This is a genomic window from Desulfosporosinus orientis DSM 765, assembly GCF_000235605.1.
Taxonomy (GTDB): Bacteria; Bacillota; Desulfitobacteriia; order Desulfitobacteriales; family Desulfitobacteriaceae; genus Desulfosporosinus; species Desulfosporosinus orientis.
Genome location: NC_016584.1, coordinates 4,509,577 through 4,524,827, shown reverse-complemented (window position 1 = coordinate 4,524,827; position 15,251 = coordinate 4,509,577). Strand labels below are relative to the sequence as shown.

At 39.4% G+C, this 15,251-nt stretch carries 6 protein-coding genes; 4 read left to right on the top strand and 2 right to left on the bottom strand.

Annotation, left to right across the window (positions count from 1 at the left end):
• Position 1 precedes the first annotated feature (1 nt).
• The 4 genes from DESOR_RS20935 to DESOR_RS20915 all read left to right on the top strand — a co-directional run bounded on the left by DESOR_RS20935 (position 2) and on the right by DESOR_RS20915 (position 13,075).
• A complete protein-coding gene (locus tag DESOR_RS20935; RefSeq protein ID WP_148265304.1) occupies positions 2–3,298 on the top strand; it encodes a PD-(D/E)XK nuclease family protein in 3,297 nt (1,098 codons plus the stop codon).
• Positions 3,285–5,504, top strand: coding sequence for a UvrD-helicase domain-containing protein (locus DESOR_RS20930; protein WP_014186591.1), 2,220 nt, complete (start codon positions 3,285–3,287; stop codon positions 5,502–5,504). The genes DESOR_RS20935 and DESOR_RS20930 overlap by 14 nt, the downstream gene beginning before the upstream one ends.
• A gap of 383 nt (positions 5,505–5,887) precedes the next feature.
• Complete coding sequence (locus tag DESOR_RS20925; protein WP_014186590.1) at positions 5,888–10,648, top strand: DEAD/DEAH box helicase; 4,761 nt, start codon at positions 5,888–5,890, stop codon at positions 10,646–10,648.
• Positions 10,649–12,082: 1,434 nt separating this feature from the next.
• Positions 12,083–13,075, top strand: a complete 993-nt coding sequence (locus tag DESOR_RS20915) for a type II TA system antitoxin MqsA family protein (RefSeq protein WP_014186588.1) — start codon at positions 12,083–12,085, stop codon at positions 13,073–13,075.
• 513 nt (positions 13,076–13,588) lie between these two features.
• Here DESOR_RS20915 and DESOR_RS20910 read toward each other — a convergent pair.
• Together DESOR_RS20910 and DESOR_RS20905 are read right to left on the bottom strand one after the other, a co-directional pair.
• Positions 13,589–14,629: a DUF362 domain-containing protein gene (locus tag DESOR_RS20910; RefSeq protein WP_014186587.1), complete on the bottom strand. Its 1,041-nt coding sequence runs from the start codon at positions 14,627–14,629 to the stop codon at positions 13,589–13,591.
• 214 nt (positions 14,630–14,843) lie between these two features.
• Entirely contained in the window at positions 14,844–15,191 is a 348-nt protein-coding gene (locus DESOR_RS20905) for a hypothetical protein (RefSeq protein ID WP_042331492.1), read from the bottom strand.
• Between the last annotated feature and the right edge of the window lie 60 nt (positions 15,192–15,251).

The following is a 15,251-nucleotide window of genomic DNA, read 5'->3' as shown; positions in this document are numbered from 1 at the left end:
TTTGCTATTTTTTATTGCCAGCGACGATATTGAACATCAGGAAGTAATAGATGCTATTGCCCAACAGCTGAGCAGTGCTCAAAAACCTCTATATTTAACAGCTACCTCAAACATTAACCAGATAAGAAAAGAAAATCAGAGTTTAGTAAACTACCTGTTTCCCTACACCAACGAAAGTGCGGATACCAGCCGTAGAGATAAAAACAACATAAACGCTAATCTATTTACCTTTAGCCAGTTTGAAACATTCATATCGACCCAGGTGCATCATCATGAAAAATATTTGTCCCTTGCTGACCAAAAGCACCTGCTAGCTCACGTTATTAAAAATAATAGTCTTTTAGAGCCTGCTTTAACTAGGAGTTTTTATGAGCTGAGGCATGAGCTCTTTGAGTTATATAAGTTCTTGCAGTTTTATGAAGTGTTAGAATTAGCTCCTGAAGTCCTAGCACAAATTGAACATAATTACTCACCAGTTGAGGTCAGCATTTTTACGCTGTATAACACCTATATTGGAGTGCTAAAAAAAATCATCCTTGGCATACGCAGTGATACTCTTATGCAGCAAGACTTGTCCCCGGAAATATTGCAGCTGTTAGAAGGCATACAAGGGTCAGCTAAAAGCTTTGATACCTACCACAACAAAATAAAAGAACATATTCGCCAGACTATTAGAGCTGCAGACAAGATTTTTATCGACGGCTTCCTATTCTTTAACGATCTCCAAAAATTCGTTATAACAACGGCAGTACAGGAGCGGAAGAAGGTCTATTTCATAGCCAAATTTAGCTCAACTGACAGAGTCAGCAGCTTTTTGTATCAAGATAATTACGGTCAGTTGGCATCGGACTTAGGCCATGAATTGCAGGTTTTAGTGTCCGTTGATGGGGAATACAGCTCACGGACCGCTTTAGAGCATAGTAAAATGAAATACCCTGAGTTAGATTTGCGGGTACCAAAGGAAATTACGGAAAAAATTAGAGATGGATCAATTAATATCTATAAGCCCCTGTTCAATCGAGATGATGAATTACGCTTTATTGCTACTGAAATTAGCAAGCTAGCTCAGCAGAAACTTACTGAGGGAATAGAGACTGTTGAAAAGCTGATAAAGAACCAGGTTTGTATTGTTCTGGCAGTGGAAAAAGAAAAATACGAAGATAGGTTGAGTCAAATCTTTCAGGAGGTTGGTGTCTTTATTAAAAAGGAGCAGCTTGATTTATCTGCCATGCAGCTTAGCAATGTAGTAGATGATTCCCAGTTGCCCGGGATACTGTTCTCCAAGATGGATTTTCTGGCTGCTTCCATTAGGTACACAGATGGAACCCCTATTGCCTACGAAGATAAATTAATTCTCTTTACCCAAGGCTACACCCACATATCAATCGAGAAAAAGGATCGGCCGATAGCCAGCTATCCAATAGGACAATTTGTTCTACATCTGTACCAAATAATCAACAAGGGGATGTCAGTAGAGGGCTTTAAGATTATTCTATATTCAAACTGGCATTATGTTATTAAGAACCATCGAGATGAATTAGCGAAATGGGACCAGTACATCAGTGATTTTAAGAGCATTCAAATGTACTTGGAACAAAAAAAATCTCTAGAAGAGTGGCAACAGGAAATGCAACGCATTATTGCTCTCAAAGAAGAAATGCGTGGGCAGGAGTCCTTGCGTTGGCATCCTTTCCACCAAATTAAACAGGAGAGCCTAAAGTTTTTAATTAGTATATTAGATATTTTAGAAAGCATGATTAACACCATTAATAGCATTGAAGGTAGCGTGGCTAAGCACATTGAGACCTTGACAACTAAAATCATCAATGTAGAAACTATCATAGGTTTAGGAGCGGACAAGTGGGATTTTGAACAAAAAATAATTACTCGGCTAAATACCGCTGTAGAAGATATCGGCAATAGCTCTCTTGTCAACATTGATGCTAATGTCTTTGCTGAAAATATACGAGCCATGCTAACCGACTGGGAGAATCAACATGATCTTGAAATAGATGGTTTAACTGTTCATGTGGTTAACCTGGAAAACATGAAGAAGTATAAGCATACTTTTTTTTGCATGCTTGAAGCTAATAAGTATCCTAGAAGGTATGATTATCAGTTCCCCTATACAAAAGAGGTGCTAGAAATCATTGAATCAACTCAATATGGCATTAGCAAAAAGCCAGCAAATATTCACGGGCTGGAATATCATTTAAAGCTTGAGCAGTATCTATTTAAGAACGTCTTGGAGTTTACCACTGAGGTGCTTAATATTACCTATACTGAAAAAGAGGACAAACAAGACATTAAGCCTTCTATATACTTAGAAGATATTTGCACCTTGTTCAATAAGGACTTAAATGATGAGATTATGTTAGATCACAATTTTACTATGCAGATCTCTGGAGCTTTTGCAGACCTTGCTTTTTCTCCTTTATCGATAACGGAAAATAGCTTTAGCATCACTGAATTGGGCACCTTCTTATTATGTCCTAAGCTATATTACCAATTAAAGCACAATAATCAACAGGAAGGGCTTGCTTACAGCAACAGGTTTCAATTAAAGTTTTATGCAGAAGCAGTGCTCTACTGTGTTTTAATAGAAAGGTTCGTCTCCTACAGTCAAATTAGTGAGAAAATCTATTCAGTCCATGATGATGAATGCTATCAACTGCTGGGAGCATTTGCTTCTCTAACAGGGGATGAAGTGTTTAGATATTTTAGCTTTCTCTCAGAGTATGAGAAAAAAGATATTCTTTATAAAGTAATGAATAAGGCAGAGGGTTTTATCAACTATGCTATTGCCATCCTGGGAAAACCATACTTTACTATGAAAAAGTCGTCTGTTAATGGATCTAATAATAGACAATACAATTTCAAGTTTGACAACTCCATTGTAATCCAAGATCCCGCTAGTACAAAAACAAGAAGGGTTCTTTATGAAAAATATTTAGATTTCCTCACCCTAAAAACAGCTTTCAAAGATAATTTCAATGGCAGAGGAGAGCAACGTACTAATCAACAGATGATAGATGAGTTGGATAATTCATCAGCTGATACTGATCGAGTTAATTTAGCCATTAGATTAGTAGACAACATTAATACATACTTTGCATGGGCTAAGTCTCCCCACCGAAAAGGGGAGGAAATTGCTCATGACATTGCAGACCGCATTAATCAGACCGACTTTTTTCAGGAAAGCTTGAAAAGCAGCAAGTATTGCACTTACTGTGTTATCGGTGATGTCTGCAAAGGGAATTATTATCAGACTGGGGAGGAAGACCATGGATTACTCTAAAATGACTCAGACGCTTAGCAAAGCTACCCCTACTCCAACCCAACAGACTATTATCGCCAGCGGCTTATACCCTAGCTACCTGAAAGCAGGTGCGGGCACTGGTAAGACTAAAGTGTTGATTGATAAGATTCTACGTATTTTAAGGGATGATCCTGATGCTGGGCTTGAAAATTTCGCCATAATAACCTTCACTAATAAAGCCACAGAGGAAATGAAAGAGCGATTAATGCATCGCATCTATTTTGAATGGCTTAAGCACCATAAAGACACTGTAGCCCGAAAGACTAAGACCCCGACCTTTATGCGTCAACAAGTGGAAATCAGCAATATGCTGGACGTTTCTACTATTCACAGCTTTTGCGAAAAGCTACTGCGTCAATACGGCCTCCATATGGGCTTGCCGTTGAACTTTAAGATAAAATCAGTGCGCAAAGAGACTAATGACATTATCAACCGAGTAATCGATAGTCATCATACTAACCCGGTCTTTTCCCGTATTCCTCAGTACAAACTAGCTAAGCTGATAGATATGCTGCTGCAAAATAACAAAAACAGAGGTATAGAAATTAACGAAGACTTTTTTTGCAAGACCCAGTTTAATACTCCGGACAATGAGTATTGGAACCAGTTTAAGCAGCTGTTTTTGCAGATGTACTTAGAAGTTGATAGAGAAATTGAAGTGTATAAAATCGAAGAAAACCTGCTCACTATCAACGATTTAATTAAAAATGCCTCCAAGTTGCTTGAAATTGACTACGTTCTGGATAAAGTAGCCAAAAAGTATAAATATGTGTTTATTGATGAGTTTCAGGATACTAATCAAGATCAGTTTAAGCTGGTCAGACATCTGTTAAACAAAGGTGTAAAAATATTTCTAGTAGGAGATGATAAACAATCCATCTATGCCTTTAGAGGATCGGATGTACAAAACTCTTTAGAAATGGCTAAGATCATCGATGAAATTAAAACTCGAGCTGGGGACGACCATAACTTAGAACAGAGCGTTATGAATGAAAACTTTCGCACCGATTATCATCTGCTAGAAAAAATCAATGAAATATTTCGACAGGAATTTATGCATAATAATCAGCAATTGCGATTTCCCCACATGCGCCTAGAGAAAACTGAGGAGCATAGAAATAGACCTCAACTCATAGCTAATCCTCTACGGATTGTATTTGAGAGTCCACTTGAGGCTATTATTCATAGCATCATCCAAGACTCAACTCTTCAGGTTCCCTCTGCAGATGGTTCTAGGGTGGCAAATTATGGCGATATCTGTGTTCTATTTCGAAGCAACTTTGACTTAGATAGTGCAGCTTTAGCCCTCAAAGCCAGCAATATTCCTATAGAAGTGATAGGTGGCAAGAGCTTTTATAAGTCCCAGGAAATTATTGACATTTTTAAGTTGTTCAATAGTATAATTCATAGCGGCCCGGTCTATCAAACGGAGCTAAAATTTACCGATTACTATAAAGCGGTCCTTACTAATGAAGTCGGTATGGGGTTTGATAAGTTCTTGTCCGAACTTAAAGTTGTGTTTAAGCGAGAGAGCATTGAAGGGATACTAAACTATATTTATGATACTACCAAGATTCAGGAGTATTATCGGTATAACCAGCAATACCAAAAGATTGCTAATCTGAACAAGTTAAAGGATAAGGCCAGGGATTTGATGACTGATGATGCTATGCAGCCACTGCAATTCCTAGAGTATCTGCAGGTTATGATCTCATCAAATCAAGAGGAAGACGACGCTAGTATTCCTGAGCATGACCGAAGTCATGGATTAGTTTCCCTCTATTCCATACATAAAGCTAAGGGACTGGATTTTCCCATTGTGATAATACCCCACTTTGATAAGCAACTTAATCGAAAAACTATAGAGCCTAATATCATTTTCCAGGTTGATGAGAAGAATTTAGCTATAAACCACCGCTTCATTGAAGAAGCACAGTTAGATCCAGACCTTGACTTTGCTAGACTGCACGAGTATCAGGAGCTAGAGCTTTTAGAGGAAGAAATAAGAGTATTATACGTAGCTTTAACTAGGGCGAAGCATCTATTAGTGTTGTCATGTGAAAAAAGCCAAGCGCAGCTATCTGGTATGAATAACCGAGCGACATATGCTTCTTGGGCTAAGTGGATTAATAGTATAGCTAGAGGCAGCTTTTTGCGACAACATACTTATAACGTTAATTTGTAATTCGATTCAATGAGGCGGGTTATTTATAGATCTACTGAGAAGAAGGAGGAGCTGTTTAAGAAAATTGAGCTATAAGGAGGTGTAATCTTGACCTAGTGAAAATCCTTGTCAGAACTCTAGTGACTAACACCAACTTATCATCAATTTATTGTTTAGCTTGTACTTGGTGACGGTTCACTACCGCTCATAGTTCGACTTGCCATAGTACTGGTTAGGGGATTCCCGCTATATCTGATTATAGAGATATGATGGCAGTGGAATTAGTCACTGAAGCCGAGGCTCTAGAATTCCTGAAGGTTGCAGCAGATGATGTTTTAAATGGTAATGCCCTATATTGAAGATTTGTAATTAAAGTTATAAAAGCACCGCAGGGGGAAATATCAATGAACTCACAGGATGAAATATACTTTGCCGCCCTGTCAAAGTATAGAGCAAACGGCGCAGATTTGCTTGAACAGCCATATATGCGGGGTGTAAAAACTAGTGTTGTAGAAAAATATTCTGACCAAGCGCACTTCATTTATGAATTACTCCAAAACGCTGATGACGCAGGGGCTACTTCAGTAAGGTTCGACTTGCGCTATAACAAACTAATTTTTGTTCACAATGGCACAAGGAGATTTTCTATTTCAAATCCAGAAACTGAAGAAGCTGATACTAATAACGGCAAGTTAGGGGATATAAATGCGATTACTTCAATCGCTAACTCAAACAAAACAGCTGCGTCAATTGGGAAGTTCGGCGTAGGATTCAAAGCGGTTTTTCAGTATACCCAAACACCCAGCATATATGACCCTGAGTTTCGATTCAGAATCGAACGATTTATTGTGCCAGTAAAAATTGACGATGATTTTTCCGGCAGGAGACCCGAGGAAACGTTGTTTGTGTTTCCCTTTGACCACAGAGACAGAAGCCGTGAGGAGGCCTATGAGGACATTTCTGACAAATTACGTTCATTGGTTTATCCGGTTCTCTTTTTGACTAATCTGAGGATGATTTCGGTTGAATGCGCTGAGAAATTCGGGTTCTACACTAAGTCAGTGGATAAAGAAATGGCATTCGGGAATACAGTTGCGCGCCTTATAACTTTGACGCAAAATAACGACGATGATGAAAATGAACTCATTAAGGACAAGCTGTGGATGTTTACCCGAGCAAATGAACGTGGTTTTACATACTCAGTGTGCTTATCTTTGAATACAGAAGGTGCCTTTTTAAGATCGAATTTCCCCGCCTTTTGTTTTTTTCCGACAAAAGAAGTAACTGGCCTAAACTTTATACTACACGCTCCTTTCCTGCTTACTGATAGCCGCGAGGGCATTAAAGCCGGCGAAAAGCATAACAAGGATATGATTAAGCTGCTTGCGGAGCTAGCGGCTGACAGTATTGTCAACCTTAAGGAAATTGGGCAAAGGAACGGCATAACTCTTATTAATGACCACATCTTTGATATTATTCCCTATGATGAAAGTGAATTTAATGATGTTAATGACAAAAACAGAATTTCTTTTAAACCTTTCTATACTTCTATGAAAGAAAAACTCAGCCATGAAGAGCTGTTGCCCAGCTTTGATGGATTTGCCTCTGCTTCAAATGCATATTGGGCTTCTGTTCCTCAAATTGCCGAGTTGTTTTCGAATGACCAGTTAGCAGTATTTACTGATAATAAGTCTGCCAAATGGGTCTTTACTTCATTTGGTAGACAAGAAACAATGCGTTCAAATAAAAAGCTTTCAGAGTACATAGACTCTATAACAGAAAACTGGTATGACCACGAAGATATTATAGACGTCATTACCGCTAGCTTTATTGAAGCACAACCAATTGAGTGGTTGGATTCATTTTATCAATATATAGCGAATACACCCGGGCGCAAAAAGTTAATTAATACGAAGCCGATTTTTCTTAATCAACATAAGAAAGCAGTGTCCGCCTTTGATTCAAACGGACAAGCAGTATTGTTTTTGCCAGCAGATGATGTTGAAGGTTATGATACTGTTCATTTTGCTTTATTAGAAAATGATGCCACTCTGGATTTCATCAAACAACTGGGAATTAAAGAACCATCACTGCGGGACGAGATTTATAATGTTATATTGCCGCAATACAAAGATGGAGGTGGAATCAATACTGGTCCACATTTTCGCAAATTCTTTAAATATTACATGGAGTGCCCGCAAGCAGAAGTTGATGAATATATTATGTTAATCAAAGATTGTAAGTTTATCAGGTATCGCTCTGCCGATGATGCAACGGTTTTTCGTGGCAAGGCAAGTGACCTTTACATACCAGATGAGAATCTTATAGAATATTTCGCAGCTAAGCCGAATACCCGGTTTGTAGAGTTGGATGAGTATAAGACGATTATCGGAACCGAAGGACATCTGGAGCCTTTTTTAAAAAAACTCGGAGTAAAAACTGCGCCCAGAATATTAAGCCGTGAATTGGATCACAGCGAAGCGTGTCAAATGCCTTATAAATGGCACCGATCAACTGGTTATGAAAACTGGACAGAACACTACATTGATGGTTGCAAGGAAATAATATTAGTAATTATTGACACACATGATGCAAATTTATCTCTTTTATTATGGTCGCACTTACTTGGCATTATCAAGTCAGAATGTTTGTCATGGCAAGAATTTAGTGATGTCATCAATGGCGTTCATAGCTATTTTTATCGTTCTTCTCAGCGAGAGTCCTTTGACTCCAGCGATACGATTTTTTTGCGTACGAATCCGTGGCTCCTTAACAATTCAGGTGAGTTTGTTTCTGCCAAAGAGTTGACATTACAAACGCTATCACCAAAATATTCCGCCTCAAATGATGAGGCCAGGAAACTACTTGATTTTTTAGGTATCAAAGAAGAAACAGAGGAAGATGACGAAGACAACTTAACTGACGAGCAGCGAGCTAAAATAGAGCTTGCCGATGCCTTATCCGATATTCCACCCGAAGATCTAAAGCAGTTTGCGGAGCAGTATCGGGCACTGAAGCAAGCCTCTGCTTATCATTCCGAAGTCGCAACAACTGATGAGAAAGATGAACTTGAAAATACTGCAGTAAATCCAACTGTTTCCCGCGTTGCAAAAGAAATTGCTGATCGGGTTGTCTCTGCCCACAAAACGAGAGATACTACCAATTCCATCGATAACGAAAGAACACCAATTTCTGATGAAGATGATTTCACAAAGCCGACGGTTGACTTTAGCAAGAAAATTGAGCGGGCAAAACAACGAAGTGTTAATGAAATTGAAAGTATTGCTCGCTTAGAGGAGTTAACCCAACAAGCGTTGGCCCCTGGAAGATATTCTTTCGGATGGTTCAAGGCCATACTCGAGTTAGAATCGCTGAACTGCAGCGAGAATAACGCTAATAGCAGAGAGATCTCCATAACGTTCTCCAAAGTGGAACGCGAGTCAGGTACGGAGAGAACCCTAATTTTGAAGCATCCTAGCCGTTATATACCACAATCTATGGAAGACCTGGCTGATATACCGCTTGAAATGCATTTTGCCAATCAACCAATGATAAAAGTCGCGGTTGAAGTCGTAAACGTAAAATCATACACACTGCGGGCAAAACTCAAAACGAACGCACAAATTGACGGAGTAGATTTATCGCTGATCACCGAAGCGAAAATCGAGGCTAGAAATCCTGTTTTTCTCTTGGAGGAACTTCAGAAACAGTTTAACGGACTTGATTTAGATAACGGCTTCAATATGCAGACAAACCTCTGTGAGAATATTGAGTTCGTTTTCGGTCCTCCTGGAACCGGTAAAACAACGTATCTGGCGAGAGATATCATCCTTCCTTTAATGCAGAAAATCAACGATTTGAAAGTTCTCGTCCTTACACCCACAAATAAGTCGGCGGATGTACTTGTACGTCGCCTTATGGAAGTTATGGAAACAGACCACAGCTACAATGATTGGCTTGTCCGTTTTGGCGCAACTAACGACAACATTATTGAGCAGAGGGGCATTTTCCGTGATAAGACTTTCGATATCCGTACGTTCTCAAGGAATGTTACGGTTACGACTATTGCACGTTTTCCATATGATTACTTCCTGCCGGACGAGAGTACGCGACTTCACTTACGTGCACTCAAATGGGATTATATCATCATTGACGAAGCATCCATGATTCCATTGGTTAACATTATTTATCCGCTTTACAAGAAGACCCCCGAAAAGTTCATTATCGCAGGTGACCCATTCCAGATAGAACCAATTACTACTGTAAACATCTGGAAGAATGAGAATATATACACTATGGTGCAACTCAATTCGTTTACTGAACCTTCGACGATTCCACATCAATACCAAGTCAAACTCTTGACTACTCAATACAGGAGTATTCCCGAAATTGGCGAAGTGTTCAGCCGTTTTGCTTACGGCGGTGTATTAGAACACAACCGCCCATCAGGTAGCCAACGCATGTTACTTGATGACGACTATTTTGATATAAAATCATTGAATATCATTAAGTTTCCTGTCAGTAAATATGAGAGCATCTACCGCCCGAAGCGTTTACAAGGTAAGAGCAACTACCAGGTCTATTCTGCATTGTTTGCCTTTGAATTTGTAAAATACCTATCCTCTCTCAGCGAATTGGCAAGCGGGGATGAATTATGCCGCATAGGGCTGATTGCGCCTTATAGGGCACAGTCTGATTTGGTTGATAAGCTAATGTCTTCTGTTATATTGCCAAAGAATATTGATGTGCAGGTGGGTACTATTCACGGATTCCAAGGTGACGAATGCGACATCATTATTACGCTGTTCAACCCGCCGCCGTCCATCTCAGCTTCAAGGGAAATGTTCCTCAATAAACTCAATATTATAAATGTTTCTATTAGCCGTGCACGGGATTATCTGTTTGTAATTATACCCGACGACGATACTGAAAATGTGGGAAATCTTACTTTAATTAAGAGAGTTGAAAAGCTATGTAACGAACAACCCTGTTGGACTGAGCATCATTCTCATTCAATTGAAGAACTGATTTTTGGCAGTGAAAGTTACCTTGAAGATAATTCGTTTTCAACAAGCCACCAATTAGTTAATGTATACAGAAGGCCAGAAAAGCGCTACGAAGTTAGAAGCGAAGATAACGCTGTCGATGTACAAATCCACGAATAGCGAGTTATATATAAGCATTCTTTAGCCCTGCAGTATCTCTTCACATAATTCATGTCTCTCTCATCCAATCGTAGGTGGGGCTATAAAACACTCTCAATTATTCTTCCTGTCCTGGGCGATCCGAATCCTGGCATGACTTCAGAAGAACAAATTCACTTTCTTTACTATTTAAATACATTTCTTCAGTTTGGCGCTGTATCTGTTGAATTTCGCATAATAATCAATATGCAATTATCGCATACTATAAGATAGTGTTGGGGTGAATATCGTTAATTTTAGTGATCGACACGTGCTCCTACATAAGGTAGAGGGGATATTATTAATAAGTTAGGGGAGAAGTGGCGGCCAGGCGGCCGCCGTTCTTTTTTTGACTGCCTTTCTTAGCCATTACAGCGCCATCGCAGTCAGGACTGGGCCTTCGATTCTGGGAAAACCATTCTTGCAAAAGGAGGACTGGTCAATTAAACGTAAAAAGTGTATCAATTAGTACATTAATTATTGTTTTGTTAGTATAATTAGAGTATAATTTGCTTATAGTATAGAGAGGTGTGATAAGCCTTTGAAAGAGAAAGTTGAGACTAAAAAATATACGGATTTTACCGTTGAACATATAAAGAAATATCTCGATGAATTTAGAAAACTTGTATTAAAGGGTAATTACTCAATTACTCAATTTCAATTAATAAGAATCGAAGAGAGAATTCTGATTTCATTGAGACATATAAAATTGATACTAAAAAGGAAAGAGAAATATTTCTCAGTCTTCAATATGAGGACTTTTGCTATGCAGTTGATAATGAAAAAGAAGAATATTCAAATGAGCGTCTTTACATATTCTGCAAGGAATATGAGCTTGATAATTGGGGAACTACGGAATACATCGAAATCTATATAAAAACCAATATCCTTCAGACAAAACGAGGAGACGATTTTCTGATTGTGATATCTTTCCACAAAAGAAATAAACCGATAAAATTCCAATTTAAATAATAATAACGGGATACTTTTTAAACCATTTAACCCTCGCTAAAAAGGTTGAAGTGGGGGTCAGGAAAACGTGTAAGCATGGCTCTGACGGCCCCAAAGCTTAGCTTGGTTTGTTATGCCTTGGGGATCGGGATGCTTGAGTTTATGTCCTTTTGGTTAAAAAAAGTAGAATAAGTGATATGAGACTAATGACATTTGAAACGAGCGTTATTTTATGGTCTATGGATTAATTAAAATTCTTGACAGCGCCCTGGTGAAATTCGTTAATATGCGTATTGTATTCATTGATATAAGAGAAAGAGAACTAAGGGGATAATAGCCTGGTTGATTTACGACAGTAGATTTTTGGGAGGGACCATCTTTGGGTATAACCCTGCGTTCATCTTCAACGTTAAATATGGAGATGAATTCGGAGCATTACACTAATAAATAATAGAGGAGGTCATAATGATGAATTTCTGTGAGAATTGTCGCGAAATCGTAGAATTCTCGGTTAGGGAAGAAACAATAACTAAAGTTATTAAAGGAAAAGAAATAACCTATAAAGCAAAAGTTGCGTTTTGTAACGAGTGTGGCGAGGAGATATTTGTAGGTGAAATTAGGGACCAAAACCTAAAACTACTTGATATTGCATACAGGGAACATGAGCAACTTATTCAGATATCTGAAATTGAAAGTATTTTGGAGAAATACAATATTGGCAAAAGGCCACTCTCAATGCTATTAAACTGGGGGGAAGGCACTTTAACTAGATATTTGGACGGCGATGTACCAACAAAACAATATTCAGAAAAACTTAGACTTCTCCTTGAAGACTCCGGATATATGTTCAATATATTAGAAGAAAACAAAGATAAGATCACTGAGCGTGCCTACAAACTTTGTAAGGAAGCTATAGAAAAGATTGAAACCGAAATGTTAAGTGGTGATGGTAAAATTGACAGCGTTGTAAAGTATTTTATTATCAACTGTGTTGAAATAACCCCCTTAGCGTTGCAAAAACTGCTATATTTTGCTCAGGGTTTTTATAAGGCTTTTAATTACGAGTATTTATTTGAAAATGACTGTGAAGCATGGGTGCACGGGCCTGTCTACAGAAATGTATACAATAAATATAAAAATCGTGGTTATAACCCGATCGAGGATAACATTTATGAATATGACGATTTTGAACTCACGGAAGCGGAGAAAGAGATCCTTGATAGCATTATTGTCAATTTTGGATGCTATAGCGGCAAAATTTTGGAGAAAATGACTCATGTTGAATCCCCCTGGAGAATCACCCGGAGAGGACTTGGAGACTATGAAAGCTCTAATCGCATCATTGAAAAAGACTTAATCTCAAAATATTTTTCTGAAATTAAATCAAAGTATAACATGCTTAACTTTTCTGATATAAAGGATTACAGCTCCGATTTGTTTATAAAACTCTATAATTAAGTGGTAGAAGAATGCTGCTCATCTTACCGGCAGTCGCTTTTTGTCGTTCCGCGTCGGGTCCAGGAACCTGCGCGGAAGGACATGTTCCGCCGATTTTTGTCTGGAAGATGAGGGAGCTGCTGCCGGGGTTTGTACAGAAGAAGACGGTGAAGGTCTGAAGTTAACAGGTGAAGCTTTCCTTCATGTAAATAGGGTTGGGAATTCAGAATTCGTGTTTAGGAAGTGGAATGTAAATTCGTTGTTTAAATGCAACAAATCAGGCCGCTTCATTTTGATATGCTCCCCTTTGAGTCCCTTTGAGTAGACACCTGAAATAACAAAAATTCAGGGCTACACAAAGGGGAGCATATCAGTTATGAGGCGGCCTGAGCCCTGTGAATAGTCAGGGATAAGTTTCATTATTTTGTCTGGAAAATTATGCCACTGTCTTTAATGATAGGGAAGTTGAAGCAGTCATCTTTGTTAGCCCCGATCTGGTCGATCTGGTTAAGAATAGCCCGGATACTTGAATATTCATTTCAATTCGATCGCCTTCTGTGGACAAAGCTCTTGGCAGCAATAGCATGTGATGCACTTTTCCGGAGCCACAGACGGATATTCATCCATGGTTAAAGCACCATTCGGACAATGTTCTATGCACGTTGCACATAAAGTACATAATTCGTTATTGATCTTTGGCCTAAGCGCTGTCACAGATTCCATGATGGCACCGCCCGGAGGCCCGGATTGAGGAAGCTTAAAACCATGTATAACTTCAAGTTTCCCATGAACCGTGATTTTGGAAAGGTCATTAATACCATGCCCCTTGGCAGCTGCTATTTGAATGCTGCGAGGCTGTTCTGAGAAACCCATCATATGGGCTGCGACAGTGTCTACAGCGACAGGGTCGGTACCGGCTAGGATTTTCCCAAGGTTAACTAAATCCTTGGATGCCGGGCCGTTTCCCTCCATAGCTAAAACGCCATCAACAATGACAAGATCGGGAACCTTGAGGGCAAATACTTCGACCAACGCTTCGGCAAAGTTGAAGGGATTGCCCGCTTTTTTATGGGTTTGAGCCTTAAGGGCCCCGGCTAAGAGCCCGAAATTATTTTTAATAGCACAAGATAAACCGGTAAGACCGTGGGTCTTAAATTTCGGGATACTAATATAGATATCAGCGTCGATAATTGCCCGAGATACCAGGGCCGATTCTATATAGGGAGAATTAATACTCATCTGCACAGTTTCCGCGCCTAAGTTACGATAATATATACCGGCTGCTTCCATCAAGCCCGTGTCCTTGAAGGCCTTTTCGTTCATGCCATAGGAAAACACGCCCGGATTATCACCGACAATCAGAGAGGCAGGGTTTCGTTTGACCACTTCCCGGATTACGGCTTTTAGGACTGCGGGGTGGGTGGTTATCCCCTCTTCCGGAGCAGCACTGCGCAGCACGTTCGGTTTGATCACTATTCTTTTTCCGTCAATATCTAAAGGAAACTGTTCAAATATCTTTTCGATGGCCTCATGACAATTTTCATAGCTTGCATCCATGACTTGTACGATGCTCATAATTCAAACTCCTTTAACAAAAGTCTTATTGAGTATTGTACCATTTCTTACCTATGGCTAAAAGATGGTTGCACGCTATTTTACATCATGAGGCGGCCTGAACCTTGTGAATAGACAGGGATAGGTTTTGCTACACTCATTGTTATATGTTGAGAGGCTGAGTGGATGAGTGAAATTGAGTGATGTTAGTACCTCCACGAAGTAGTTTAGAGCCTTATACTAGGATTTTAGTCTGGACGCGTCTTAGACAATCCTCTGCTTCATTAACAATGGATTGTACCATATCGTTTACTTTTGGCAAATCATTAATCCGTTGTGCTGATTCGCCAGCGGCGAGCATAGCTTTCTCTTTGTCACCCTGATAAACGTCCTTGATCGATTCATTCTCAAAATCGATCAAGGACGTATCCACAGTCGTTAAGTCGTCGGGTGTACCTAGAAAAACTCCGGGGGATTTCAGAAGAGTGTTTCTGGCATGTTCTTCGCTCCGAGGCGATTTGAGCCAGCGAGGGAAGGCTGCCCTACGGTCAACCTTCCCCAGGGGTACGACCCCAACACACATTTTGAGAAGGTACAATCGTTTTTGGACGGGTGGCCTTTTTTATTTTTGAATATTCTAATA

Coding starts and splice junctions, on each gene's coding strand:
- DESOR_RS20930 (WP_014186591.1), top strand. CDS start 3,285: ATGGATTACTCTAAAATGACTCAGACGCTTAGCAAAGCTACCCCTACT.
- DESOR_RS20925 (WP_014186590.1), top strand. CDS start 5,888: ATGAACTCACAGGATGAAATATACTTTGCCGCCCTGTCAAAGTATAGA.
- DESOR_RS20905 (WP_042331492.1), bottom strand. CDS start 15,191: ATGTGTGTTGGGGTCGTACCCCTGGGGAAGGTTGACCGTAGGGCAGCC.
- DESOR_RS20915 (WP_014186588.1), top strand. CDS start 12,083: ATGATGAATTTCTGTGAGAATTGTCGCGAAATCGTAGAATTCTCGGTT.
- DESOR_RS20910 (WP_014186587.1), bottom strand. CDS start 14,629: ATGAGCATCGTACAAGTCATGGATGCAAGCTATGAAAATTGTCATGAG.